Annotated in this window: 20 protein-coding genes and 4 pseudogenes; 12 read left to right on the top strand and 12 right to left on the bottom strand. The window is 70.9% G+C overall.

Features of this window, described 5'->3' with window-relative positions; translation table 11 throughout:
• Positions 1-275: 275 nt before the first annotated feature.
• The 4 genes from J7E91_RS36750 to J7E91_RS13125 all read right to left on the bottom strand — a co-directional run bounded on the left by J7E91_RS36750 (position 276) and on the right by J7E91_RS13125 (position 4,752).
• Positions 276-407 carry a hypothetical protein gene (locus tag J7E91_RS36750; protein ID WP_285439075.1) on the bottom strand — a complete coding sequence of 44 codons (132 nt, stop codon included), beginning with the start codon at positions 405-407 and terminating at the stop codon, positions 276-278.
• A gap of 521 nt (positions 408-928) precedes the next feature.
• A complete protein-coding gene (locus tag J7E91_RS13135; protein WP_251015623.1) occupies positions 929-1,657 on the bottom strand; it encodes a phosphatase PAP2 family protein in 729 nt (242 codons plus the stop codon).
• A 124-nt stretch (positions 1,658-1,781) separates the two neighbouring features.
• Positions 1,782-3,734: a diacylglycerol kinase family protein gene (locus J7E91_RS13130; protein ID WP_251015598.1), complete on the bottom strand. Its 1,953-nt coding sequence runs from the start codon at positions 3,732-3,734 to the stop codon at positions 1,782-1,784.
• A 115-nt stretch (positions 3,735-3,849) separates the two neighbouring features.
• Entirely contained in the window at positions 3,850-4,752 is a 903-nt protein-coding gene (locus J7E91_RS13125; RefSeq protein ID WP_214902544.1) for a YihY/virulence factor BrkB family protein, read from the bottom strand.
• Positions 4,753-5,338: 586 nt separating this feature from the next.
• Here J7E91_RS13125 and J7E91_RS13120 point away from each other — a divergent pair.
• The gene (locus tag J7E91_RS13120) at positions 5,339-5,935 is read left to right on the top strand and encodes a hypothetical protein (RefSeq protein ID WP_214902540.1); all 597 of its coding nucleotides are present in this window, start codon (positions 5,339-5,341) and stop codon (positions 5,933-5,935) included.
• Between the two features lie 185 nt (positions 5,936-6,120).
• Here J7E91_RS13120 and J7E91_RS13115 read toward each other — a convergent pair whose 3' ends face one another.
• Positions 6,121-6,999 carry a rhamnogalacturonan acetylesterase gene (locus tag J7E91_RS13115; protein WP_214902536.1) on the bottom strand — a complete coding sequence of 293 codons (879 nt, stop codon included), beginning with the start codon at positions 6,997-6,999 and terminating at the stop codon, positions 6,121-6,123.
• A 315-nt stretch (positions 7,000-7,314) separates the two neighbouring features.
• On the opposite strand from J7E91_RS13115, the gene J7E91_RS13110 reads away from it, so the two are divergent.
• Positions 7,315-8,340 carry a M28 family peptidase gene (locus J7E91_RS13110; RefSeq protein WP_308376477.1) on the top strand — a complete coding sequence of 342 codons (1,026 nt, stop codon included), beginning with the start codon at positions 7,315-7,317 and terminating at the stop codon, positions 8,338-8,340.
• Here the strand turns inward: J7E91_RS13110 and J7E91_RS13105 are convergent.
• A pseudogene (locus J7E91_RS13105) lies at positions 8,262-9,170 on the bottom strand (alpha-galactosidase); the annotation flags it as partial. The gene J7E91_RS13110 and the pseudogene J7E91_RS13105 sit on opposite strands and share 79 nt — an antisense overlap.
• 159 nt (positions 9,171-9,329) lie before the next feature.
• Between J7E91_RS13105 and J7E91_RS13100 the strand changes: the two are divergent.
• The 4 genes and pseudogenes from J7E91_RS13100 (at position 9,330) to J7E91_RS13085 (ending at position 16,365) form a co-directional block, all read left to right on the top strand.
• On the top strand, positions 9,330-11,552 hold the full coding sequence (locus tag J7E91_RS13100) for a sialidase family protein (protein ID WP_214902529.1): 2,223 nt from the start codon (positions 9,330-9,332) through the stop codon (positions 11,550-11,552).
• Entirely contained in the window at positions 11,552-13,519 is a 1,968-nt protein-coding gene (locus J7E91_RS13095) for a beta-galactosidase (protein WP_214902516.1), read from the top strand. Before J7E91_RS13100 ends, J7E91_RS13095 begins: the two co-directional genes overlap by 1 nt.
• A pseudogene (locus tag J7E91_RS13090) lies at positions 13,516-15,590 on the top strand (glycoside hydrolase N-terminal domain-containing protein); the annotation flags it as partial. The gene J7E91_RS13095 and the pseudogene J7E91_RS13090, both read left to right, overlap by 4 nt.
• A gap of 58 nt (positions 15,591-15,648) precedes the next feature.
• Positions 15,649-16,365, top strand: a complete 717-nt coding sequence (locus J7E91_RS13085) for a hypothetical protein (protein WP_214902513.1) — start codon at positions 15,649-15,651, stop codon at positions 16,363-16,365.
• A gap of 35 nt (positions 16,366-16,400) precedes the next feature.
• Here the strand turns inward: J7E91_RS13085 and J7E91_RS37015 are convergent, their stop codons facing one another.
• From J7E91_RS37015 to J7E91_RS13075, 3 genes and pseudogenes are all read right to left on the bottom strand, one after another.
• On the bottom strand, positions 16,401-16,640 hold the full coding sequence (locus tag J7E91_RS37015; RefSeq protein ID WP_308376474.1) for a hypothetical protein: 240 nt from the start codon (positions 16,638-16,640) through the stop codon (positions 16,401-16,403).
• Between the two features lie 67 nt (positions 16,641-16,707).
• A pseudogene (locus tag J7E91_RS37010) lies at positions 16,708-17,235 on the bottom strand (sulfotransferase); the annotation flags it as partial.
• A 193-nt stretch (positions 17,236-17,428) separates the two neighbouring features.
• Positions 17,429-18,265 carry a substrate-binding domain-containing protein gene (locus tag J7E91_RS13075; protein WP_308376473.1) on the bottom strand — a complete coding sequence of 279 codons (837 nt, stop codon included), beginning with the start codon at positions 18,263-18,265 and terminating at the stop codon, positions 17,429-17,431.
• On the opposite strand from J7E91_RS13075, the gene J7E91_RS37005 reads away from it, so the two are divergent.
• Positions 18,251-18,361 (top strand): hypothetical protein, encoded by a 111-nt coding sequence (locus J7E91_RS37005; protein WP_308376472.1) that lies wholly within the window; start codon positions 18,251-18,253, stop codon positions 18,359-18,361. The genes J7E91_RS13075 and J7E91_RS37005 overlap by 15 nt on opposite strands.
• A 63-nt stretch (positions 18,362-18,424) precedes the next feature.
• Here J7E91_RS37005 and J7E91_RS37000 read toward each other — a convergent pair whose 3' ends face one another.
• Positions 18,425-18,508 (bottom strand): hypothetical protein, encoded by an 84-nt coding sequence (locus J7E91_RS37000; protein WP_308376524.1) that lies wholly within the window; start codon positions 18,506-18,508, stop codon positions 18,425-18,427.
• A gap of 269 nt (positions 18,509-18,777) precedes the next feature.
• Here J7E91_RS37000 and J7E91_RS13060 point away from each other — a divergent pair, with 269 nt between their 5' ends.
• Entirely contained in the window at positions 18,778-20,877 is a 2,100-nt protein-coding gene (locus tag J7E91_RS13060; protein WP_214902507.1) for a SpoIIE family protein phosphatase, read from the top strand.
• 417 nt (positions 20,878-21,294) lie between these two features.
• Here the strand turns inward: J7E91_RS13060 and J7E91_RS13055 are convergent, their stop codons facing one another.
• Together J7E91_RS13055 and J7E91_RS13050 are read right to left on the bottom strand one after the other, a co-directional pair.
• Entirely contained in the window at positions 21,295-21,462 is a 168-nt protein-coding gene (locus tag J7E91_RS13055) for a hypothetical protein (RefSeq protein ID WP_214902504.1), read from the bottom strand.
• Between the two features lie 348 nt (positions 21,463-21,810).
• Entirely contained in the window at positions 21,811-22,596 is a 786-nt protein-coding gene (locus J7E91_RS13050) for a DUF5753 domain-containing protein (RefSeq protein WP_308376470.1), read from the bottom strand.
• A gap of 480 nt (positions 22,597-23,076) precedes the next feature.
• On the opposite strand from J7E91_RS13050, the gene J7E91_RS13045 reads away from it, so the two are divergent.
• From J7E91_RS13045 to J7E91_RS13035, 4 genes and pseudogenes are all read left to right on the top strand, one after another.
• Positions 23,077-24,198 carry a hypothetical protein gene (locus tag J7E91_RS13045; RefSeq protein WP_214902501.1) on the top strand — a complete coding sequence of 374 codons (1,122 nt, stop codon included), beginning with the start codon at positions 23,077-23,079 and terminating at the stop codon, positions 24,196-24,198.
• Positions 24,199-24,608: 410 nt separating this feature from the next.
• Positions 24,609-24,740, top strand: a complete 132-nt coding sequence (locus J7E91_RS36745) for a hypothetical protein (RefSeq protein WP_285439073.1) — start codon at positions 24,609-24,611, stop codon at positions 24,738-24,740.
• Between the two features lie 419 nt (positions 24,741-25,159).
• Positions 25,160-25,324 (top strand): annotated as a pseudogene (locus J7E91_RS37290) (hypothetical protein); the annotation flags it as partial.
• A gap of 98 nt (positions 25,325-25,422) precedes the next feature.
• The gene (locus J7E91_RS13035) at positions 25,423-25,644 is read left to right on the top strand and encodes a hypothetical protein (protein WP_214903509.1); all 222 of its coding nucleotides are present in this window, start codon (positions 25,423-25,425) and stop codon (positions 25,642-25,644) included.
• The last annotated feature ends 181 nt before the right edge of the window (positions 25,645-25,825 follow it).

Genomic DNA, 25,825 nt, shown 5'->3' with positions numbered 1-25,825 from the left:
CGGTGTCAGCAGCCGCGGATATCATGCGGAAGCCGATCGTGTGCGCGCTCCCACGCGCGGCCGGCGGAAAGAGGTATATGAAAGCTTGCTTCGAATTATCCGACGCCGGAGGCCGCGGGCCCTGCCTACCGATCGGTTTCACACTAATGCGTGGGTGAGGGTTTCTCCGGAGTGCGCGGAGCGCTATGCTCAACACGCGCACAAAAAGACTTGAGGGGCCGCCCGCGGCAACGGGAAACCCCTCAAGAGCATGAAACCGCCTGGCCGGTGAGCGATCAGATCAGAGGCGTGACTCCTTCGTTCACCAGGGCGAGAACGACCAGGATGGTGATGACGATGACCTGGATCACGCGTGCCCAGCTCAGGTCCGTGCTGCCCTGGATCGTCATTCGTGCTTTCACGTTCACGGAGGAATTCCCTTCGGGGGTAAGGGCCGGCGCAGTGTAGATCGAAAAGCAACACCGCGACAACAGTTTCTGCCGTATTTCGCAGACTGACAACCCCTCGGCATGCGACTTGGCGTCGCCCTGCGAGCCATTCCTCACAGGGGAATTGCACTTGAAGGACGAGTGTTCTTCAATTCGTCGGTAATGCGCTCCAGGCGTCGAAGCCGGAAGCGGAAATCGAATGAGATACGCACGCCGGAACGCACTCCGGCCCGCACGTGCCTCCCCTTTGGTCGCCGGGTCCGCCCCCGCATGGCGCGGGCGTCCATCCGCACGCCGGGCACCGCGGTCCGGCTCCGACGGCATCGAATCGGCTCTTGCCCTCCGGTAACCCTCCTTCCCGACGGGCGAATTGACGGTCGGCGGTGCGCGGCCGGCTCCGGAAAAAATCTTGGCCCGGGTTTCACACCTGAAGGCGAGGGCGCTCGCGCCGCCCGGCGGACTTCATGAAGTGGTCACATCACGACCCGCCCCTGCCGTGGTCACAGCGACCGGCTTCGCCCACCGTGTGAAGCGGGACGGTCCGCGTCGGCGATCTCCGGTTCCAGGCCCTGTGCGGGCGTCGTGAGCGGACGCCCGATGTCCGAACGCCAGGCCTCGAAGGCGAGGGCCGTAGCGGTGACCACGGCGAGACCGAGCAACCAGCCGCCGATCACGTCACTGACCCAGTGAACCCCCAGCGCCACACGCGTACCGCTGACGCCCAGAACCGTGACGACCGCCAGGACCCAGGGCACCGGGCGCCGGCGTCGGGGCACCAGCGGAAGCAGGACCAGCAGCAGAATGGCGCAGGAGGTCGTCGCCGTCATCGCGTGCCCGGAGGGGAACGAGAAGCCGGGGCTGTGCGCCACCGGATCCGGCAGGTGCGGGCGGGCACGTTCCACGGCGTTCTTGGCCAGCAGACCGGCCGCACCACCTGCCAGTGCGGTGACCGCCGCCCAGGCCGCCAGCCGCCAGGCGCGGCGGCTCAGGAGCCACACCACGAGCACGGCCACCAGCAGGCGCATGGTCACCGGCCCCCACACGACATCCGTGAGAAACCGGAGGGCGCGTACCAGGCCCGGGTGCTCAAGAACCTGTTGGTGCAGCGATGCGGCCGCGCCGCGGTCGAGCCGTCGCAACGGCGCCCACCGGGCCTCGACGAGCACCAGCGCCAGGGCCGCGGGCACGGCCGCCACCACGGTGCCGACGGCGGCGCCGGCCAGCCGCATGCCGAGCTTGACGTCCGGCCCCCAGTGGCGGGAGATCGTCGGTCCGACGAGTCGTCGCGGGCCGGCGAGGCACCGGCGCCCGGATCGTTGTGCCATGGCGCGGTGCGCCTCCTTTCAGAGGACGTCAGGGCTTCCGGCCGAGCGGCGCGGGCGAGGACGGTGTGCCTCGCCCCGGACGTACGGGCGCCGCAGGGCCGGCGTGCCGGTCGCCCTGCTCGCCGTCAGCAGGTGCGGGTGACTGGGCGCACCGGAGGCCCGGTGCTGCGGGCGCCGGGGCCGCGGTGGGTGCGGGGTCCGTCCTCAGGTACGGGCGGCAGGCGGCAGGGCGCCGGCTCCGGGGCAACTGGACCAGCAGGGCTCCCGGTTCCACCTCCGCGACCATTCGCGTGCCCTCGACGGCGCAGTCGCCGTCGACTTCGCGGGCCTGTGGCCCGGCAAAGCGGATGTCGACGTGGACCGCGCTGAAGTACTCCAGGGCGCCGCGCGCCACGAGCCGTCGCGCAGGCGCGGCGGCCGCGGTCGTGCGGGGCGTTGCGGTCGTCCCGGGCGCCCCGGGCGTCCCCCTCGTCCCTGTCCCGGCCGGACGCCGGGAGCGGCTGGGCATCATGCCGCGCAGCAGGTGCGCCGCCGCCGCGAGCCACCCCACGGCGCCGCTGGGGTCGAGCAGGACCACTTCCAGCCGTCCGCTGTCGGGCCGGGCGTCCGGCAGGAGCGGCACGCCGCCCTGAAGGGCGCCGACGTTGCCGATGACGACCATGCGCGCGCGGCGGGGCACAACGTCGCCCGTGTCGAGCCGGATCGACAGCCGCATGGGGGGATCGCCGAGATGACGTACGGCCGAGACGACGTAGGCGAGCCAGCCCAAGGACGCCTTGAGCCGTGGTGAGGCGTCCCGCACCATCACCGCGTCGAATCCGGCACCGGCCATGACGGTGAAGCGGGTCGGTGCGAGACCGTCGCCGCTCACCCGCCCGACGTCGATACGGACGCGGTCGCCGCTCAGCGCCCGGTCCAGGGCCGCGGCGGGCTTCACGGGCAACCCCAGGTTGCGCGCGAGCAGATTGCCCGTACCGCACGGGACGACCGCCAAGGCAGTGCCGCTGCCGGCCAACTCGTCCGCGCAGGCGCGTACGGTGCCGTCCCCTCCGCACACCACGACCAGGTCGACCCGCCCGGCCGCCGTGTACGCGGCGAGGTCGCCGCAGGGGCGTTCGGCCGTCGTCGATGTCCACCGCACATCGGTGCAGCCGTGCCGGACCAGGACATCGCGTACCTGTTGTGCCAACTTCTCCGCGCACGCCAGGGGATGGCGCACCACGACGACGCGGCGGCCACCCCGGACGCCGCCGTCGGCGCTCCCGGCGGACCGGGGGAGGGGCGGCCGGGCACCCTCGCGGCCGGCAGGCGCCGGAGCGGGACGCTCACGCGGTGCCAGCAGCGCGTACCCGATGACGAGCAGGGTGCACGCGCCGTTGACCAGGCCGCCCACCACATCGCTCGGATGGTGCATCCCCCGGTACAGGCGGGAGACGGCCACAGCCGGTGGAACGACCAGCAGCACCACCGCGGCGACGTACCGCCAGGGGCCGCGCAGCCGGGTGACCGCGAGCGTGGCCAGACCGCCGTAGAGCGCGACCGACGCTCCCACATGGCCGGAGGGGAAGCTGGAGGTCGGCGGGGCCGGATCGAGATGAGACACGACGGGGCGCGGCCGCTCCACGCACAGGGTGATGAACAGGAAGAGCGCCGACTGCGCTGCGACCGACGCGCCGAGGAACACCGCCTCCCGCCACCGCGGCACGCGCGGCAGGACGACCAGCGCGACGACGCAGACAAGGGTGACGCCGATGACGCCTTCGGTGGAGGCGATGAGCGTCAGCCACTCGGACACCGACGTGGCCGGTCCGGTGCGATGCCCGGCGAACCAGGCATTGACATCGCCCTCTGCCGACAGGGGCCACCGGGTGGCGGCCGGGCCGGTGATCAGCAGACCCGCTCCCACCATCAGTGCCCACAGGGGTGGCAACAGCAGCAGGGGTCTTGTCCGTCCGGCGGCCGCGCCGCTACCCGTCGTCATGCCCCACGTGTTGCCCGTCGCGGCCGGATGAACCGTGAGGGCCGGGCGCATCACACCGCATCACACCGCATCGCATGGCATCGCATGGCATCGCATGGCATCGCATCACATCGCGTCACACCGGGGGAGAGCAGGGATCAGGCCTTTTCGGCCGTCCGTCCCGGGAGAGTTCGGCGTTGAACTGCGCTCCGCCCAGCAGTACGACGTGGGACACCCACAGCCAGACGAGGAAAGCCACCACACCCGCCAGGGAACCGTAGAGACGGTTGTACGTCGCGATGTGCGAGGCGTAGAACGCGAAGCCCGCCGAGGCCACGAGCCACAGCACCACCGCCAGCGCCCCGCCGGCCACCGTCTGCCGCAGCCCCCGGGCCTCGGGCGGCCCGGACCGGAAGAGCAGCAGAACCAGGGCGACGACCACCAGGAACAGCAGCGGCCACTTCAAGCCCGCCCACACGAGGGCCGCCTGATGGTCCGTCCCTGTCCCCCGGCCGATGGCCCGGGCGATCCTTCCGGTGGCGGTCAGCGTCAGCACCCCGCTCACCAGCAGCGCCAGGACCGTGAGCGCCCTGAGCAGGATGGCGGGCAGAGTCCGCCACGCCGGACGGCAGTCCGCCACGCCGTACATCGCGTGCAGCGCGCGCCGGAACACGGCCAGATAGCTGGAGGACGACCAGAGCGCCGCGCCGCCGGTGAACACGACCAGCAGCCAGGGGCCCGAAGCCCCCTGCGGCCGGCTGCCCAGAGCCTGTTCGAGCACCGGGCGGGCCGTGCGCGGTACGAAGGCGCCGAACTGCGCGATGACATCCTCGGGCGAGCCCGTGCCGAGCAGCGCGATGGCGAAGACGATCACCAGCAGGGCCGGGAAGACCGCCAGGACCGCGTAGTACGTCAACGCGGCCGCCCAGTCGGTGACGTCGTCCTCCCACAGAGCGACCGGCGTACGGGCCAGGGCTCTGACGTACGCACCGCGTTCGCCACCGCGCGCCGAACCGCTTGCGGGGACACCGACCGCCATGAGACCACCACTCCGTTCCGCCCTGCCACCCGCATCGGCCGCCTCCTCGACGCACGGCTGCCGACAGGCTCTCCTCCCTGCTGCCCGGCAACGGTGCCCGCACGCCATGGCACGGCGGTGAATCCGGGATCGTCGGTCGTGGCCACCGACTGCCGCCACGGCTCGCACGTCATGCGCTGGTTCAGGCCAGCCTGCCCCGAACCACGGCACGCCGTAATTCTTCGGCCACTTCCTGGCGGCCCGGCTGGCGGACCCGGACCGTGTGGTGAGCGGGTACGCGATGCGGGGTGCCCGTACGCTGCCGCTGATGACCTCGCCGGAGCTCTCCAGGGCCGCCCCGTGCTGGCGGCCGCCACCACGAAGTGCCTGGAGGCGTACGCCGCCCACGCGCACCTGCTCGAGGATTCCGCCGTCGTCCACGCGGCGGCAAGGCGGTCCGAGGCCGACGGCGGAGTTCCGGGGCGACGCCCTGCTCGCCCTTGCCCTCGTATCGACCGACACCATGACAGGCAGCGGGCCGTCGCTGCCGCGCACCGGGCGGGAAAACAAGGTGACCGGACCGATCGTGCCCGGGCATCATCCGAGGATGGCGAAGGCGCGCGAAGTGAAGAAGGCAGAGCGGGAGACGGCAGTCGACGACGGCGTACTGCGCCGGCTCGACAAGGCTGTCACCACCGGAAGGCTGGTGCGCGTCCACCGGTCGATCCCTCGCGTGGAGTGGATCGAGGGATTCGTCATCGGCGCGAGTGCCGAGTGGACCTTGCTGGCGCGGTGCTCGGACATCCAGCTTGACGGCTGGTCGGCGCTCCGTACCGCCGACATCACCAAGGTGCGCCGACAGGGAGACGAGACCTGCCTGACCATCAGAGCCCTGCGCCGACGCGGACAGTGGCCGGTACGCGTACCCGCCGCGATTCCCCTGGACGAGTCGACCGCGCTGCTGAAGACCGCGGGCAGCGAGTTCGGCCTCATCTCGGTGCACAGGGAACGGCAGGTGCCCGACGCCTGCTGGATCGGCGCGGTGACGCGGCTGCGGCCGAGGTCGGTACGACTGCGCGAAGTCGACACCGGCGCACGGTGGCACGCCGACGACACCACATTCCGCTTCCGGGACATCACGCGGGTGGACTTCGGCGGCCGGTACGAAACGACGTTGAGGGAATTCGCCGGCCCGTACAGCTGAGCGCGGTACGCCGGATACGGCGGTGTACGGGGCCGGGAAGATTCCGGGGACATGAAGCGCCATGTCGACACTCCTGCTGGTCGCCCAGCTCACCGACCGCTGGGGCTCCCGGCCCAGCGGCAGCGGCAAGACCGTCTGGGCCGAGCAGGCGCTCCCGGCGGACAGAGCGGCCCGGCCCCGCCCCGTCACCGGGATGAACGGTGACGAGTCGGTATCACCTCGCCGGAGAGCGGCAGACCGAGCCCGGCCACCGCCCGGGCGACCAGGCGGGACATCTCGGTGGCGCCCTTCAGCTGGAAGTGGGTGTTGTCCTGGATCCCGTTCGGGAAGTTGGGGTACTGCCCTGGAGACAGCCACAGGAAGATGTTCTTGGACGCCTCCACGCCGAGCTTCGTCAGGAACACCCGGCTGAGCTCGGACAGGTCGACCAGCGGGGCTCTCTCCTCGGCTGCGACGGCGCGCGCGGCATTCACGTACGCGGGGAAGGAGACGTTGAACTCGCCGGTCGACCCGTTGTAGGAGCGGCGGGAGACGGGTGTGACGACGATGGGTGTCGCGCCGCGTGCGCGGGTGGCCCTGATGTAGTCGTTACGCAGGTACTCCTTGTAGTCCGCCGGTGAGGTGTAGCGGTCCGGGTTGCTGACGGTGGCGTCGTTGTGTCCGAACTGCACGCACAGGTAGTCGCCCGGCCGGATCGCCTGGTGGATGGCGGCCAGCCGTCCCTGCTCGATGAAGCTCCGCGAACTGCGCCCCCCTATGGCGTGGTTGGCGATCGTGATGTTCTGGGTGAAGAAGCCGGGGAGCGTCTGACCCCAGCCCGCCTGGGGGTGGTAACCCGAGCGGTACGTCTGCGCGGTGGAGTCGCCGGCGATATAGACGGTGGCGGTCGCCGCTGCGCCGGCGGTGGTACGCCCGGACTCCGCGGCAGCGGTGCTGGGAAGATGGAGATTCAGGCCGATGCCGCCGCCGAGCGCGGCGGCCGCGACGAGGAAGCGCCTGCGGCTCGTGGCACTGCTCGGAGCCGGAGCCGGAGCCGGAGTCGGATTGTCGTTGCTGTGGCCCATCTGGCCCTCCTGACGGGGGAGTTGTGAAGCGTCACCCTCTTGTCGTCGCTGCGCGTGAATAGGTTGCAGGGGATCAGCGCGGTGCTTCGGGCTGAGCCGTCTGCCGACGGCGTGGTGCGGCGACCTTGCACAGGAAAGCTCGGTGGCAGCGGGCCACGGCACGGATAGCCGACAGGCGTGGGAACGGCAGCCTCGACCGCTGTGAGCAGCTCGGTGCCGGATCGATCCGGTCCCAAGGAGCGAACGTCGTAGACATGCACCATCATCGATGACAGGAGGCTGCTCCGCACCGACGAGGGCTAAGGCGGTGAAGCCGTGGTGCTCGCGCTCGTACGTGAACTGAACCGGCGCGCCGACCCGCGACGCCTGCGGCACGACGTCGAATACCTCGCCGACCGCCCGCGCAGCCGCACCCGCGCCCCCGAGGCCATGCTGCGCGCCGAGGCCCATGTGATGCGTGAACTGGCCGCCGCGGGGTGGCGGACCGAGCGGCAGCCGTTCGACGTACGGTGGCGACTGGGCGGCACCGACCGCCAGAACGATCGGGCCATCGCGCTCCAACTCCGCCTGCACACACGGCTGACCGGCGCGAACCTCGTGGCCCGCCTGCCGGGAGCCGACGACCGGCCCACCGTGGTCGTCGGAGCCCATCTGGACACCGTCGACGGCAGCCCCGGCGCCGACGACAACGCCTCCGGAGTCGCCGCGCTGCTGGAGATCGCGCGGCTCCTCGGCGGGCTGCCGCGACCGCCCGCCGTCACCCTCCTGTTCTTCGACATGGAGGAGCTGGGCATGATCGGTTCCCGGGTCGCCGCCCAGCAGCTCCGCCGAACCGGGCAGGTCGCGGGAATGATCTGCCTGGAGTCCGTCGGTTACTTCGCGACCGGGCCCGGAACCCAGCTCATGCCTGCCGGGTTCGCGGCGGCCTTCCCCCAGGTGGCCGCCCGGGTCCGCTCCGGCGGGCAGCGGGGTGACTTCACCCTCGTGGTGCACCGGCGCTCCACTGAGGCGGCCGCCGCTGCGTGGCGGCGGGCAGCGGAGGCCGCGGAGCCCCGGCTGTCCGCCGTCACCCTGCGCGACCCGCGTCCGCACGGCCTGCTGGGCGCGCTCGCCGGCCTCGCGGCGCCCCCGCTGATCCACCTCGACCGCAGCGACCACGCGTCCTTCTGGAACGTAGGGATTCCGGCCCTGATGCTCACCGGTACGGCGAATTTCCGGAACCCCCACTACCACCGGCCGACCGACACCCCGGACACCCTCGATTACGGGCGTCTGGCGGCGGTCGCCGTCGCGACCGCCGCCACGGCCGCGTCCGCCGCGTCATGGCGCGGCCTCTCCTGAACCGTGAGGCGGACCAGCACGCACGCCGGGCTCGCCGGCAGTTCGACGGTGAGTTCGGCGGAATCGGGCCGCCAGGTCGCCGTGCCCGCCGGTGCCGAAAGGTGCGGAATCTCGGCGCGTACGTCCTTGCCCGCCAGGTGCGGTACCGGAAGGCGCTGCTGGGAGTCGCCGCCCCTGCGCCACACCGAGACGTACGTCGTCCCGCCGGCCCGCAGCCCCAGCGCGAGCCAGTCGTCCGTCCACCCGGGCAGGCCGAGTGGCCAGCAGGGCACGGCGCGCGGAAGGTCGTGGCGCAGTGACTTGTACGTCGCCAGCGCATCCCGTACGCGTGCGAGCTGGCCCGGGGACATATGGTCCAGACGCCCGGAGAGATGGATCCGGCCGAGCAGCGCGCCGCCCAGGGTGAAGGCGATCTCCTCGTCGGTGAAACCAGGCTGCGGGTACGCCCACACGGCGCCCTGCTCGGGCGGTACCGCCGTGGGCGCGGCAGCCGCGATCGGGGGATAGCGCAGCGGGTCCTGCTGGTCGCTGGTGGACTGGAGCTGGGTGACGGCGAGCGAGGCGCCGTCCATGCGCATACCGCCCGACGCGCAGTTCTCGATCACCAGGCCCGGGTACCGGTCGAGCGTGGACGACAGCCAGTCGAGCCAGCAGCGGGCGTGGCCGAGCAGGGGCCCGCCGGGGGAGACCGTGATGTTGTAGTCGAATTTCAGGTAGCCGACGCCCCACTCGCCGACGATCCGGTCGACGGCCCGGTCGAGGTGCCCGCGGGCGGCCGGATGGCGCAGGTCCAGCTGGTGGCGGCCGTGTTCCGTGACCCGTATGCCGTCATCAAGGGCTGAAGCCCTTTGGTCCGAGTCCCGCCGCAGTGCCTTCCGTCGTATGCCGTACGCGGCTCTGCGCGCCCACGTGGCGGAGCCGCACATCGATGCGGTCCCGCACCCCTGATCCCAGCTCGACTTCCCCCTTCGTAAAGACCGAGGTATGTCATGAGCACGTTTCACCTCAGCCGACGCTCCGTTCTTGCCGGTTCCGCTGCCGCCGCCGCGGTCGTCGCCCTGCCGACGGTTTCGGGGCAGGCTCAGGCAGCCGCTCCCGCGGCTGTCGCGAAGAGCGGCTACCGGTGGCGCAACGCCGTCATGGGCGGCACCGGGTTCATCTCCGGGGTGCTGTTCCACCCGTCGGTGCGGGGGCTCGCCTACGCCCGGACCGACATCGGGGGCGCCTACCGCTGGGACGACCGGACCGACCGCTGGATCCCGCTGACCGACTACCTCGGCTGGGACGACTGGAACCTCCTCGGCGTCGAGGCCATGGCCGTCGACCCGACCCACCCGAACCGGCTGTATCTGGCCCTCGGCACGTACACGCAGCCCTGGGCCGGCAACGGGGCCGTGCTGCGGTCCGAGGACCGGGGTGGCACCTGGAAGCGCACCGACCTCACCGTGAAGTTCGGCGGCAACGAGGACGGGCGTGGATGCGGTGAACGACTCCTTGTCGACCCACGGAACTGCGACACCCTGTGGCTCGGCACCCGGCACGACGGGCTGCTCAAGTCGACCGACCGGGGCGCGACCTGGAAGGCCGTGAGCTTCCCGGCCACCCCGAGCGCCACCGGCCAGGGCATCACCCTCCTCGTCGCCGCGGGCCGCAGCGTCTACGCCGGCTGGGGAGACTCCGACGGCACCGCCGACACCCCCAACCTGTACCGCACGTCCGACGGAAAGACCTGGGAGCCCGTCCCCGGGCAGCCCACCGGCGCCGCCGCGAAGGTGCCGATCCGCGCCGCGTACGACCGCCTCACCCGCGAGCTGTACGTGACGTACGCCAACGCCCCCGGCCCCAACGGGCAGTCCGACGGCAGCGTGCACAAGCTGCGTACGACGGACGGGAAGTGGACCGAGGTCACCCCGGTGAAGCCCGGCGGGGCGACGAGCGACGGCGGTACCGACGCCTTCGGCTACGGCGGTGTCGCCGTCGACGCCCGCCGGCCCGGGACGCTCGTCGTGTCCACCAACAACCGCTGGTCCGAGCTCGACAACGTCTTCCGTTCCACCGACGGCGGCCGCACCTGGAAGTCCCTGAGGGACGAGGCCGTCCTCGACGTCTCCGAGACCCCCTACCTCAACTGGGGCAAGGACAAGCCCAAGTTCGGCTGGTGGATCCAGGCGGTCGGCCTCGACCCGTTCGACTCCGAGCACGTCGTCTACGGCACCGGCGCGACCCTGTACGGCACGCGCGACCTCAAGCGCTGGGCCCCGCAGATCCGCGGTCTTGAGGAGGCGTCCGTGGTGGCGATCGTGTCGCCTTCGACGGGAGAGGCCCACCTGATCAGCGGGTCGCGGGACATCGGCGTGCTCTACCACGAGCGGCTGACCGCCTCGCCGTCACGCGGCATGGCCACGAACCCCGTGTTCGGGTCCTCGATCGCACTCGCCCAGGCCGCGGCCAGGCCCTCGTACGTCGTGCGCACCGGCTCGGGCGACCAGGGCAACGGCGCCTGGTCGAACGACGGCGGAAAGACCTGGGAGCCCTTCGCGTCGCAGCCGGCCGTCGCCAAGGACGCGCCCGGCCCGATCGTCACCAACGCCGACGGCAGTGTGCTGCTGTGGTCCCTCGCGCACTGGGACGGCACCGTGTATCCGGCGCACCGCTCGGCGGACAACGGCGCCACCTGGGCCGAGGTCGCCTCCCTCCCGAAGGGCGCCGTCCTGGTCGCGGACCCCGTGGACCCGACGTGCTTCTACGCCTACGACACGAGCGCCGGCACGCTCCACGCCAGCACCGACAGCGGCCTGACCTTCACCGCCCGGGCCACCGGCCTGAGCTCGGGCGACGCGGGGTTCCAGCTGGCCGCGGCCCCCGGACGCTCCGGTGACCTGTGGCTCAGCGTCAAGGCGAACGGGCTCTACCGCTCCACCGACGGCGGCGCCGGTTTCACCCAGGTCGGCAGCTGCCGGGCCTCGCACACCCTGGGCTTCGGCAAGGCCGCCAAGGGCGCCTCCTACCCGGCGATCTACATGGCCGGCGGGATCGAGGACTTCAACGCCGTCTACCGCTCCGACGACGAGGCGAAGACCTGGACGCGGATCAACGACGACCGGCACCGGTGGGGCTGGACCGGCGCGGCCATCACCGGCGATCCGCGCGTCCACGGCCGGGTCTACCTCGCCACCAACGGGCGCGGCGTGCAGTACGGGGAGCCCGTCTGATGCCCGACCTGAGTGACGTGACACGAGGCCGTCTGCTCTTCGGCGGCGACTACAACCCCGAGCAGTGGCCCGAGGAGACCTGGCACGAGGACGTCCGGCTGATGAAGGCGGCCGGGGTCAACTCGGTCACCCTCGGCGTCTTCTCCTGGTCGACGCTGGAACCGGAGCCGGGAGCGCGGGAGTTCGGCCGGCTGGACGCGCTGATGGACCTCATGCACGACAACGGCATCGGCGTCGTCCTCGCCACCCCGACCTCCTCGCCCCCGCCCTGGATGGGCCGGCTGCACCCGGACACCCCGCCCGTCACCGAGGACGGCCGCACCGAGTGGTGGGGCGGCCGGCAGCACTTCTCGCACTCCAGCGCCACCTACCGGCGCTACGCCGCCGCCATCACCGAGGACCTCGCCGCCCGCTACGGCGGCCACCCGGCCCTGACGACGTGGCACATCAACAACGAGTACTGCACCTTCGACTACGGCGACGAGGCCGCAGGCGCCTTCCGCCGCTGGCTGCGCGAGAAGTACGGCACCCTCGACGCCCTCAACGAGGCCTGGGGCACCGCCTTCTGGAGCCAGGGCTACGACACCTGGGACGGCATCCTGCCGCCCCGCCTGCCCCACTACATGCGCAACCCCGGGCAGGTGCTGGACTTCCGCCGCTTCACCTCCGACATGCTCCTGGAGTGCTACGTCGCCGAGCGGGACATCGTCCGCCGCCACACCCCGCACACGCCGGTCACCAGCAACTTCATGCCGCTGTGGATGGGCCAGGACGCCTGGCGCTGGGCCGAGGAGGAGGACGTCGTCTCCGTCGACATCTACCCGGATCCGCGCGACCCGCTGGGCGCCCAGAGCGGCGCCCTCGTCCAGGACATGACCCGCTCCCAGGCGCGGGGGCCGTGGATGCTCATGGAACAGGCCGCCGGGCCCGTCAACTGGCGGGGCGTGAACCACCCCAAGCCGCGCGGCCTCAACCGGCTCTGGTCCCTCCAGGCAGTGGCCCGGGGCGCCGACGCCGTCTGCTACTTCCAGTGGCGGCAGTCCCGGCAGGGCGCGGAGAAGTTCCACTCCGGCATGGTCAGCCACGCCGGGGAGGAGGGCCGTACGTACCAGGAGGTCAAGCAGCTCGGCGCGGACCTCGCGCGGATCGCCCCGGAGGTCTCGGGCCGGCACGGCACCGCCGACGTCGCCGTCCTGCACGACTGGCATGCCTGGTGGGCCGGCGCCCAGGACGGCCGCCTGTCCCAGCGGGTCGACCACGCGGACGTCCTCAAGGCCTGGCACCGTGCCCTGTGGCAGGCCCTCCTCACCACCGACTTCGCCCACCCCGAGCACGACCTGTCCTCATACCGGCTCGTCGTCGTACCGCAGCTGTACCTCCTTGACGATGCGGCGATCGAGAACCTCCTCGCCTACGTCCGCCAGGGCGGCACCCTCGTCTGCGGCTTCCTCACCGGCGTCGCCGACGCGGACGACCGGGTGCGCCCCGGCGGCATGGACGCCCGGCTGCGCGAGCTGTTCGGCATCCGCACCCTGCACGAGTGGTGGCCGCTGGACGCGGGGGAGACCGTCGCCTGCGAGGACTTCCCGGGAACCCTGTGGTCCGAGGAACTGGAGGCCGACGGCACCGCCCAGGAGACCGTGCCGTACGAGGGCGGTGAACTCGACGGACTGCCCGCCGTCCTGCGCAAGGGCCGGGCCTGGTACGTCTCCACGCTCCCGGAGCCGGAGGCGCTGCGCGACCTGCTGGCCCGGATCGCCTCCGGCGCGGGCGTCCGGCCGGTGCTCGACGGCCTCCCCGAGCAGGTCGAGGCCGTCCGCCGGGGCGAGGCGCTGTTCGTGCTCAACCACGGCCGCGAGCCGGTGACCGTCGAGGTGCCCGGCACCCACCACGACCTCCTGACGGGGACGGCCGTCACCGACCGGATCACCCTCGGCCGCTACGGCGTGGCGGTGCTCCGGCCATGACCATGATCAACGGGCCCGTACCCGGCACCTGGGAGCCGCACCCGGCCGCCCGCTGGGAGGACGGCTTCCTGAGCGGCAACGGCCATCACGGCGCCCTTGCGTTCGGTGATCCGAACGCAGAGCGGGTCGTCGTCACGCATCACACCCTGGTGCGGCCGAGCGGGAACGGCGTGCACCGACGGCCGCCCCGGCTGGCCGCCGGACTCTCCGCGCTCCAGGACCGCCTCCTGGCAGGCGACCACACCGCCGCTGAGGGGTTCACCGACGGCCGTCCGCACCAGTGGGCGCAGCCCTTCCACCCCGCCTTGCAGGTCAGCCTGGTCCGGCCCGCCGGCGACGGTGGCAACTACCGCCGCGACATCGACTTCACGACGGGCGTCGTACGGGCAACCTCCGCCGGCTGGCCAGCCGGGTCTTCGTCTCCCGACCCGACGACGTGATCGTCCAGCAGGTGACGGCGCCCGGCCTCACCCTCGACATCTCCCTCGACCACCGGCTCCCCGGTACCCCCGCCGGACTGAGTGTCGGCCACGGAGCCGTCCTCACCCCCGAGGGCGCCCTGCTGAGCCTGCGCGCCGACTACCCGGAGGGCGACCGCGCCTTCACCGGAGTCACGCTCGTCGTCGTCACCGGCGGCACGACGACCCTCGCCCCGCCCTGCGCGCACGTCGAGAGAGCCCGGTCCGTGCTGCTCCTCACCCGCGTCCGGCGGCACACCGGCGAACTGGACGTGACCGCGGAGGGCCGCGCTCTGCGCGACCTGCCCAAGGACTACGACGAGCTTCTCGACCGCCACGCCGCCCTCCACCGCCCCGCCTACGAGCGCGTCACCCTCGACCTCGCCGCCGACGCGGCCGAACGGGCGCTGCCGGGCTCGGAGCTGCTGAAGCGCCCGCGCCACCCCGCCCTGCTGGAGCGGCTGTTCGCGGCCGGCCGCTACCACCTGCTGTCCTCCGCCGGCCTCTTCCCGCCCCGCCTGACCGGCCTGTGGACCGGCAACTGGAACACGGCCTGGTCGGGGGCGTTCACCAACGACGCCAACCTCAACCTCCAGACCGCCTCCGCCGCGTCCGCCGATCTGCCCGAGGTCACCGAGGCCCACGCCGCGCTGATCCAACGCCAGTTGCCCGACTGGCGCGACAACGCCCGCGCGGTCTTCGGCACCCGGGGCGTGGTCGCCCCCGCCCACACCGACGGCGAGTCCGGCCACTCGTACCATTTCAGCCGCGAGTACCCACTGCACCTGTGGACCGCGGGCGCCGACTGGCTGCTCAAGCCCCTCGTCGACGACGACGAGACCCTCGGCCTCCGCGACCCGCGCACCGCCGCCGCCCTCGCCGAAGTCGCCCTGTTCTACGAGGACTTCCTCACCTGCACCGACGACAACGGCCGGCTCGTCGTCGTCCCCTCCTACTCACCCGAGAACCGCCCCGCAGGCGCGAGCTGGGTGACGATCAACGCCGCCATGGACCTCTCGGCGGCCCGCCACGCCCTGCGCACCGCGGCCGACTACCACCCGGACACCCCGGACGCCGACCGCTGGCGCGCCCTCGCCGACCGGGTCCCGCCACACCGGATCAACGAGGACGGGGCCCTGGCCGAGTGGGCGTGGCCGGGCCTGGCGGACTCCTACGACCACCGCCACCTGAGCCACCTCTACGGCGTCTGGCCGCTCGAGGAGATCACCCCCTACGACACCCCCGACCTGGCGGCCGCCGCCCACCGCGCCCTCGAACTGCGCGGCGCCGAGAACGACTCCGCGCACGGCCATCTGCACCACGCGCTCATCGCGGCCCGGCTCCGGGACGGCGACCGCGTCGCCCACGCTCTCGGCCAGGTCCTGGACGGCGACTTCTTCCATGCCTCCCTGATGAGCGCGCACTACCCGAACCGCCACGTCTACAACGCCGACGCCGCGCACACCCTGCCCGCCGTACTGATCGAGATGCTTCTCCAGTCGACCCCCCACCGGCTGGTCCTCCTGCCCGCGGTGCCGCCGTCCCTCCCTGCGGGTCGGCTCGCGGGCGTACGCACGCGGTTCGGCGCCGAGGTCGAACTGACCTGGGCGCCCGGCCGCATGGAGGCGTGGTAACACCCCCACATTTCCCCCCACCCGTGGAAGGGACACCATGGTCAAAAGCGCGATACGCAAGGTCACCATGGCGGTGCTGGCGCCGGCGATGGCTCTCGGTGCCACCGTCGGCCTCGCCTCCGCCCCCGCTTCGGCAGCAGTCTGGAACTCCTGCGACCGATGGGGCAGCACCAGTCTGGACGGCTACAAGCTCTACAACAACATCTGGGGCTCCGGCGCGGGCAGCCAGTGCCTCTGGGCCAACTCCGGGACCAGCTGGGGGGTATGGGCCAACCACCCCAACACCGGCGGCATCAAGTCCTACCCCAACTCAACGAAAACGATCAACAAGACGATCAACTCCCTCGGCCGGCTCACCAGCAACTACAACGTCAGCGTCCCGTCGGCCGGCGCGTACAACACGTCGTACGACATCTGGGACACCGACCACCAGTACGAGATCATGCTCTGGGTCAACGACAACGGAGCCGTCGGCCCGATCGGCACCTGGCAGGCCAACGTCACGCTCGGCGGCCACAGCTGGAACGTCTACAAGGGCACCAACGGGTCGAACCAGGTGTTCTCGTTCCTGCGGACGTCCGACTCCAACTCCGGCACCGTGGACATCAAGCCGATCCTCCATTGGATCGCCTACACCAAGGGCTGGATGCCCGGCAACGAGACCATCGGCGACGTCCAGTTCGGCTATGCGATCACCTCGTCGTCCGGCGGACTCAACTTCAACACCAACCAGCTGACCATCAACGGCGGCTGATCCGACATCAGGGCCGGGGCCGGTCCGCGTCCTGCTCAGACGCGGTCGACCTCGGCCCGCAGCGTGTTGTAGTCCGCGAAGGCGGCCTCGACGTCGGCGCGGCTCAGGCCGTAGCGGCTCAGGTCGTAGGTGTGCTTGCGAACCCCCTTGGGACGGGCGACGGCCGCGGGCAGCCGGGCCGCGTCCGCCTCCGTCCAAGGGGTGCCGACGGCCGCGTAGAGCTTCGGGGCGCCGGCGGCGGGGTCCGAGCCGAGCCAGGAGTACGGGGCGTTCACCAGCTGCTCCGGCGGGATGGCGGCCCTTGGCCGAGAGGCCGCGTGTCATGGCGCGGCTCAGCAGGTCGAGCCAGGCGGCGCCGATGCCGCCCAGGTCGAGCGGGCGGGTGCTGACCGCCATGCCGTGCTCGATCAGACGGCAGAAGGACGCCACAGCGGTGACCGGGTCGCGGTGGCACCACACGATCGTGGCGTCGGGGAACACCGTGCGCAGCGCGTCCAGGTTCTCCAGATGCATGGGGGACTTCAGCACCCAGCGACGGCGCGGGCGGCCGTACTGCAGGACCTGGTAGACCTGCTTGAGGTACCGGTAGTCGGGGACGAAGTCCCGCTCGCAGTGCCACGCCCGGTACTCGGGGACACGGGCCTGGGAGAACGGCATCAGGGCGTGCGGCAGGGCGAACGTGCACTCCTCCGGCCCCTCGGCCGCCATCGCATGGATGTCATGGAAGCGCGGTGCGAAGAGGTCGGTGCCCTGGACCATGCGGCGCCCGGCAGTGATCGCCTTCCGTCGCTGCCGGGGCGACAACTCCAGCCCGGGCGCCAGTAGTTCCCCAAACAGCGGGCAGCGGTGCTCGTCCGACAGTGGGAGCACGGCGTGGGTGACGGTGGTCGCGGTGCGCGGCAGTCCCACGACGAACACCGGCCTTTCGATCGGCTCCCGCTCGATCTCCGGATGCCCGGCGATCAGCCGCCGCACGCGGGCCTGGTTGGTGAGATGCCGGCGCACATGCGCCTGTGCCGCCTGCCGGTGTGCAACCACGGGATGACGGACGCAGCTGTCGGGGTCAGGAGGCGGCTGGGGGCGTCGACCCCGTACTCGTCCGTACAGTCCACTCGGGTGCGATGAGCACGACGTCGTCGGTGCCGCAGCCCTCCAGCTTGGCGACCAGACGCTCCTCCGCGTGCCGGCCCATCTCCTGTGCGGGGATGGAGACCGACGTCAGCCGCATCGAGGCCTGGACGGCCACCTGTTCAGGGCAGACCGCGACGACCGACACGTCCTCGGGCACGGCGTGGCCCTGCCGGTGCAACAGGGCGAGCAGCGGCTCGACCGCCTGCTCGTTCTGTACGACGGGCCGGGAGGTGCCCGGGCGCTCGTCGAGGATGCGGGCGAGGGTGACGGCCCATCGCGTCGTAGCCGACCGCGCACGCCGGTGCAGGACCCTGACGCCCAACTCCCGTGCCCGGCAACGGAGTCCGTCGAGGGTGCGCTCGGCGAAGCCGGTGTGCCGTTCGTAGACCGCGGGGGACTCGCCGATGACAGCGATGTCGCGGTGGCCGAGCATCGCCAGATGCTCGACGCACAACGCGCCGGTCGCCTTGAAGGCGAGGTCGACGCAGGTCAGTCCTGAGGTGTCGGCGGGCAGTCCGATCAGCACGGACGGCTGGTCGGTGCCGCGCAGCAACGGCAGCCGGTCGTCGTCCAGTTCGACATCCATCAGGATTATCGCGTCGGCGAGCCCACTGCCGGCGACGCGGCGGACGGCGTCGGGACCCTCCTCGCCGGTCAGCAGCAGCACGTCGTACCGGTGCGCCCGGGCCGTCGTGGCGACCGCGACAGCCTGCAGCGCTCGCTCGCTGTCTACCAGGCCGCACGCGAGCTGGGGTTGCGGATTCCGCACGATCTCAGCGTGGTGGGCTTCAACGACGTATCGGCCGTGACCTGGATGGATCCGCCCCGCCCGCGGCCGAGCACGGCTCCGCCCGAGGAGGAGTGAGCCCACGGGGGACTTGTTCTGGCCGCCCGGGGGAGCGGGCGGCCAGAACAAGGGCGCGGTACGTCAGGAGACCGTGCCGGTGACCGAGCTTCCGGACTTGGTGACCTGGTAGGTGACGGTGGCGCCGCTGTAGAAGTGGAAGACCAGCGTCGCGGTCTCACTGGGTGGGGACGGTGAACGACGCGTTCGTACCGGTGGCGTTCGTCAGCACCGGGGTGTCCTGGGTGACGATGTCGATCTGCCAGGGCAAGCGCACCAGACCCGCCGAAAACGCCTTTGCGCGCGCCGCCGAAGGGCGCTCCGGGGCCGACGGGGCCAGGATGGGGTATGTGGGGTGCCCTCGCGCCGCGCCACCGCGGGAACACTCCGCCGCAAAAGCGCGTACTCCCGGCCGTTCGAGAGGGGGCGGGTCGCGGATGGATGAGCAGACGCCGATCGGGGAGCTGATCAGCGGGGCGGCCCAGGACGCCGGCGGGTGGCTGGGTGCCCTGGAGGTGGCGCAGGTGGCCACCGGCGCCGACGGGACGATCGTGCGGTGGAACCACGTGGCGGAGAAACTGCTCGGTTACGCCCCGCCCGAGGTGATGGGACGGCACATCGCCGATCTTCTGCACTCCGGGGCCGACCGCAGCCTCGGCCGGTCGCTGTGGGAGACGGCCGCCACCGGCCGGGGGGTGATGGGCACGGTGACCGCCTGGCACCGCGAGGGACACCCGCTGGAGCTGGAGATCTGGGCCTGTCCGGTGCACAGCGGGCGGCTCGGGGCCTCGGCGGTGCTGGTCTTCGCGGCCGATGCCCATGCGGCGCGCCGCATCAGAGGGTCGTCGGCGGTGTGGGACGGACTGTTCTCCCGCTCACCGGTCGGTATCGCCATCCTCGACACCCATCTACGGTTTCTGCAGGTCAACCCCGCGCTGGAAGCGATGAACGGGCTCCCGGAGTCCGCGCACGTGGGCCGTCGCCTCGCCGAGCTGCTGCCCGAGGTGAACGCCGACGAGATGGAGGAGGCGATGCGGCAGGTGCTGGACACCGGGGAACCGGTCCTCGACCGGCGCCGCGTCGGGCGAACACCTGCCGATCCGGAGCACGACCGGGTGTGGTCGTGCTCGTACGTACGGGTGGAGGATCCCGGCGGCCGGCCGATCGGTGTGATCGCCTCGCTGCTCGACATCACCGAGCAGCAGCGGGCCCAAATCGAGGCCGAGGCGGGTCGGCGCAGGCTGGCGCTGCTCAGTGAGGCCAGCGTCCGCATGGGCGCCAGCCTGGAGCTGGAGCGTACCGCCCAGGAGCTGGCCGACGTCGCCGTCCCGGACCTCGCCGACGCCGTCACCGTCGACATACTGGACACCCTCGCCCGTGGCGACGAGCCCGGCATGGGCCTCGGCGGCGGCGTCGCGCTGCGGCGCCTGGGGAAGGCTCCGCTGACGGGGTCCACCATCACCGACATCCTCGCTCCGCTCGGCAGAACCCTCACCTTCCCGGCGGCGGCCCCGTACACCCAGGCGCTCGCCGCTCGCCAGCCCTTCCTGATCGCACGGCTCGACGAGCGGGCCATCGCCCCCGCGGCCCGCCACTCCACGGCCCCGGCCCAACTGCTCACGGCCGGTGTGCACTCGTTCATGATGGTTCCGCTTGTCGCCCGGGACCTGGTCCTCGGGGTCGCCACCTTCTACCGCACCCGGCCCGTCGGCCCCTTCGGATCCGACGACGTCACCCTCGCGAGCGAACTCGCGGCCCGGGCCGCCGTCAGTATCGACAACGCGCGCCTCTACCACCGTGAACATGAGACGGCGGTCGTCCTCCAGCGCAGCATGCTGCCGCAGCACATCACCCCGCCGCCGGGCATCGAAGTGGCGCACCGCTACCTTCCGGCCAGCGACGTCAACGAGGTCGGCGGCGACTGGTACGACGTACTGCACCTGCCCGACGACAAAGCGGCCCTGCTTATCGGCGACGTCATGGGTCACGGCATCGCTGCGGCCGCCGTCATGGGACGGCTCTCCGCCACCGTCCGGGCCCTCGCCCGCCTCGACATGCCCCCGACCGAACTGCTGCACCAGCTGGAGGCCACCCTCGCCGACCTCGCCGAGCCGATGCTCGCCACCTTCCTGTACGCCGTCTGCGACCCCGTCACAGGCCGCTGCACCATCACCCGCGCCGGGCACCCGCCGCCCGCCGCGGCGGCGCCCGACGGAACCGTCCGCCTGCTCAAGACCCCGCCCGGCGTGCCTCTGGGAGTGGGCGGGATCGACTTCACCACCACCGACGTCACGCTGCCTCCCGGCAGCGTCCTGGTGCTGTACACGGACGGCCTGATCGAGTCCCGCGGCCGCGACATCGACGAACGCCTGACCGACCTCACGCGGCTGCTCACCGAGCCCCAACGGCCGCTCGACCACCTGTGCGACTCGCTGATCACCCGTCTGGTTCCGGCCTCCGCCGACGACGACATCGCCCTGCTGACCGCCCGCATCGGCACCACGCTCGGGCCGTATCCGACCGACCGCCCCGGCTGACGGCCCGCGAGCCGGCGACCCCGAGTAGGGACCGTACTGGCGGGTCGGCGAGCGCGGCGGCTTCTTCATGGGCGACGGTGGACTCGCCTGGGCGTTCGCCATCGCACCGTACCTGTCCGGCTTCGCCGGGCACGATCGGTTCGGTGGACCTCGACGACGAAATCGCCCCCGGTATGCGCATCATCCAGATGACACCGCCAGGCTCCCGGTGCTCAATCGCGATGCTCCACGGGATGCCCACGGCGTCCGGTTGAAGGAGATGAAACCGGGGACTCTTCATGGCCTTCAGCTCTGTGTGACGGACATCGAGGTGGCCCGCGAGTAGTTGCTGGGCCGGGGCGTGGACATCTCCCCGATCCGCCACGCCGGCGCGACGGGCGGGCCCTCACATCTCGTCGCGGCGCGCGGGTTCGTCCATCAGCGCTTCGGGCAACGTCGCCCGGCCGAGACCGCTGCCGTGACGATCACGGCCTTCTGTTGGGTGTCGGCGCTGGCCAGGAGCTCCTCCAACACAGTGGGGCGTGGGGCACGTGTGTTGCTGTCATCGAGGACGACGGTGTCCTCGACGACCACGCGAAGCGGCACGGTGTCTTTTGGGGGTGTTGTTTGGTGTGTGTGGTGGGGTGTGGGCTGGGGTTTTGTGGGTTGGTTGAGAACGGGTGTGGTGGGTGTGGTGGTGGGCTGATCTGGGGTTAGTGGCTGGGTGGGGTTGTTTCGCGGGCGCGTTCCGGGATGTAAAGGATCAGGGTGGGTTTTGCCTGGTCAGCGGGGGCAGGGGGGTCTGTCAAACGAAAGTGAGACAGAGCCGAACGATTTACAGTCCCACAGTTGGCCGTTCCCGAACCGCTGGTATCCCGCAGCTCGAGGCAAGCCGCAGCTGAGAAAGAGCGCTGGCCGAGATTGGGGCTCAGCCTCGCACCTCAGCAACGCGGTTCAGGCTGTCTCGCGGAAGGACTCAACGGCGCTTGTCGCGTCGATGTGCGACTTGACGGTGTCGGTGATGAAGTGGTGGCTGCTGTCGGGGTTGAGCGCTTGGGCCTGGAGATGGTCGTACATCACGCTGTAGTGCTGTACGTCGGGTGGTTTTTCCAGGTAGAGGTCGCTGGTGAACCGTTGCAGGTGCACTACCCCTGCCTGGGGGCTGTCGGCGAACCGCAGGATGGAGGACTGTCCCGAGAGGCCCGGGTGGGCTCCTGCGGTGTAGGGGAGGACTTGCACGGTGATGTGCGGCCCGGCGCCGAGGGCGTGCAAATGTTCCAGTTGTTCGCGCATGATGTTGCGGCTGCCGACGACGCGGCGCAGGGGCGCTTCGTCCAGGACGACCCACAGTTGCAGTGGGCGGGCCGGGTCGTAAATCCGGTGCTGGCGGCGAAGCCGCACCCGAAGGCGCATGGCGGGCTGCTCGGCGGTGAGCGGGGGAATCGTTTTCCCGATAACCGCATCGGCGTAGGCGGGAGTCTGCAGCAGGCCGGGGATCACCATGGGCTCGTAGGAGTGGATGGATGCGGCGTCCGTCTCCAGGCCGATGTAGACGCTGTGGGGGATGTCGCCGTAGGCGTGCCACCAGCCCTGCTGCCCGGATTCCGTGGCCATCTCCATCAGGGAGTCGATGACCTGTTGGTCCGTCACTTCGTAGAGCGCGCACCGGTCGCGTACATCGCGGGGGCTGATGGCGCGGCGCCCGGTCTCCACGTGGGTGATCTTGGGTTGGGAGACCATGAGTCGCGCGGCCACTCCGGTGGCCTTGAGCCCACTGGCCCACTGGCCCGGAGCGCAGCTCGGCTCCCAGGCGGCGACTTCTGACGGTGGGATTACTGTTCGCCGCCACGCGGTGCGACTTCCGGCTCCAAGTCGTTGTGCTGGTCCGGAGACTGCCACGGGACGAGACGTGTTGATCAAGCGCCATGCCGTCGCCTTCGCCGGGTGGATCAAACGGGCTGTGACCTTGTCATGTGCCTCACGGCAGGAACGTGATGGGGCGCCAGTTGCCGACCGCAAGGGATCGACGGCACCAAGGTTGGGCTCGGACACACCGCGGGCCCCGGGGGTCGTAGCCGGAGGCGACGGTGGCAGATGAGTCGTCGGGAGTGCTCCGGGGGCGTGATCGAGTGCTGTGGACATGCGAACTACTGGGCGCACGGACCGATGTCTGAGGTGTGCCGTACTGTTCCCGGAGTCTGCCTGACCTGGGAGATTCGTATGTCTGCTCGTGCTCGGCTCTGTGCCACCATCTCCGCTCTCATGTCCTCGTCGAAGGCCGGTCCGCCAGACATCGCCGGGTTGCCAGGGCGCAGGATCCTTGTCCAGCGGAGCGACGACGAGATCGTGGCCCAGGCTCTGGACGACGCCTTCGTCGCACGCCCCGGGGCGAGCGTCCGATTCCCCGCGCCCTGGCCGCGGCACCGCGGGACGTGGGAGGTGGCGCCAGACGCAAGTGTGGCCGTCTTCGCCGGGGTCCATGCTGTGCGGGCGGTGGAGCCGTCGGGTGCGACGCGCTGGGAGGTCCGGCATGGATGCTGGTACGGCGCATGCCAGGAGATACACGAGTCGTACGACGAGTACGCGGATCGCCAGGACCATCGGTACCCGGACGGCGGCTCAGTCGGGTTTTCAGCAGACGGCAAACTCGTCTGGGCGCACGTACGCGGCCCGTTGCCCGAGGGCGAGCTGAACCCGGACACGGTCGACGAGTGGCTAATTCTCGACGCAGAGAACGGTCGAGTGCTCGCGCGGGTCAACGCCGAGGCCGCGGCGGCCGGCAGCTTCCACCTTTCCCACCCGTCCGATCCGCATCAGATGGGGCTGAGCATCGGCGAAGGGCAGGACGGGGCGCCCCTGCGCTGGGGCCGGTGGGACGGGCAGAAATTGGACGTGGACTACCTGGAGGGCGACCTCTGCCTGCTGAGTGTGAGTCCCTCAGGCGAGTGGCTCATGACCGTCTCCCATGACCAGGACTCGCTCGCCGTTCGCGACTCCCGTGGCGCCGTCGTGGAGGGGCTGGAGTGGGATGCCGAGTCAGTGATTCCCAGGCACCCGGACGCTCCTTCCAGCGATGACGACGAGATTCCTGTCTATTGGGACTGGGCGGGTGGCTTCGTCGGTGAGACGACCCTGCTCGTCTCGACTGTCGAGAGCGACGACGAGTGGGGGCAGAGCCGGCACTGGCTGGTCGACACCTCGGGTACGAGAGGGCTCGTGCCGGTGGCCTATCCCACGCCGGTCTCCTGCCAACCGGCCGCGCTGGGGAACGGCGCCTGGTTGACACTGTCCGAGTCCCGTGACGCCCTGCACGTCTGGGTACTGCACACTTCGGAGGACTGATCTCGGCCGCCCGTTGGCGCCATCACCGTCTGCCAGGGCGGGAGCTCTGCGCGGCCCGTCTCCTCTCGCGCAGTTCGAACGGAACGAGAGGGGTGCGGGATGAGCACGGCGGGCCCGCAGGCGGGAATTGTCCGTCACCCACATTGCGCCCGGCTGGGGCGGCAAGGACCGGGTCTGGAGTGAGTGTCGGCCCCCCCGGGCGCCGCGCGGGGGGCGGCGCTGGGGGGTGAGCGCGGGTCGATCAGGGCCTGATCGTGTGCGCCAGGGCGGTGAAATCTGTGGGCTCTTCGCGAGTGGGGAATGTACTGGCGCTCATCACTTGCTAGTTGTTGCCGTCGGCACCGCGCGCCAGCCAGTCACCCGGCTCGGCCAACAGGTCGCCCTCGCTGGTGCGGATGAGGAGAGTGGTGGTGGCTCCCATACCGGACGGGTGGCGGGATGTGGACGCCCTCGCCCATGAGGGTGCCGATGATCCGGCCAGCGGCTGCGAGGTCGACCGGCAGCAGGCCTGCCTCGTGCTGCCGCGCTGGCCGCGCCGATGACGACCAGGAGAGTACAAGGCCGGCCGACCGCTCGCGTGCATTCATAAGGTCGTCCCTACGCGCTTGGTGGGCAAAGCGTGTGTACCCGCTCCCCACCGTGCCCAGTGACACGGCTACGGACAAACGATGCTCTGAACCGGCGCTGGCTGATGCCCAGCGGCGCCCCAAGGCGCTGCGACGCGCGATCGACGGGATGGTCGCGACTGACCCGCTGAAGCTGACAGTCGCCCGCGAGCTGCGGGAAGGTGACAGCCGTGGGTGAGGGGCCCCATACGGCCTGACCTGCATCGAATCCGCCGGGAAAAATCGTGGTGACAGTGCCCGAGTTGCCCTTACAGTCGCTCTGTGTCCGTCGTAGCGATCTCTTGCCGACGACATCACCGCGACGCTCGCTACACCCGCTATGTCGACGACCGCGGATGCTCCGCAGCCACTCCAGCGCGTTGATCCCTGCGGCGCTGCGAGCGTTGGCCGCCGACCCCGCCGATGATGTTCTGCTGATCTGTCCCGGCCTGGTCTACCGCAGAGACGCCATCGACCGCCTGCACATCGGTACCCCGCACCAGCTCGATTTGTGGCGCGTCACCCGCCGCCCAAGCCGGATGACATCCGCCGATCTGGACGAGATGGTCACCGCTTTGCTCGACGGGCTGCTCCTCGGCGCCCCCCACCGTTGCGAGGCGTGGAGTCAGTTGAAATCCTGGCGGAGACACCGTGCGAGAAACTCCCGCCACAGGCTCTGGCCCGGCTCGGCGCCCGACCGGACCAGAAAAACGTGCTGCTCAAGGTGATCCTTCGCCCCCTTCACCGGACACTGACCGACCATGACGCCAACCTGCTGCGCGACCGTGACTACGCCGCCGTTCACCGAGGCAGCACTAGCCAGTGGGCAGCGACCGGCTGACGCACGACTGGCGCTTCCGATCAGCTCCTCCCGGCCGACAGGAGCGGACCATGTCGAGGGGATTGCGCTCCTGGGTAGCCAGGTGCCCGATCAGAGCACCCATATGTTCTTGGCGGGATGAATGGGTTCAGGTACGGATTCCGTGAATGTGATCACGCTTCCGTGCGCCGGTGACGCTCCG

This window comes from Streptomyces sp. ISL-99 (assembly GCF_018614005.1).
GTDB lineage: Bacteria > Actinomycetota > Actinomycetes > Streptomycetales > Streptomycetaceae > Streptomyces > Streptomyces flavidovirens.
The sequence above is the reverse complement of the archived record's forward strand: the minus strand, read 5'-3'. Positions and strand labels throughout refer to the sequence as shown.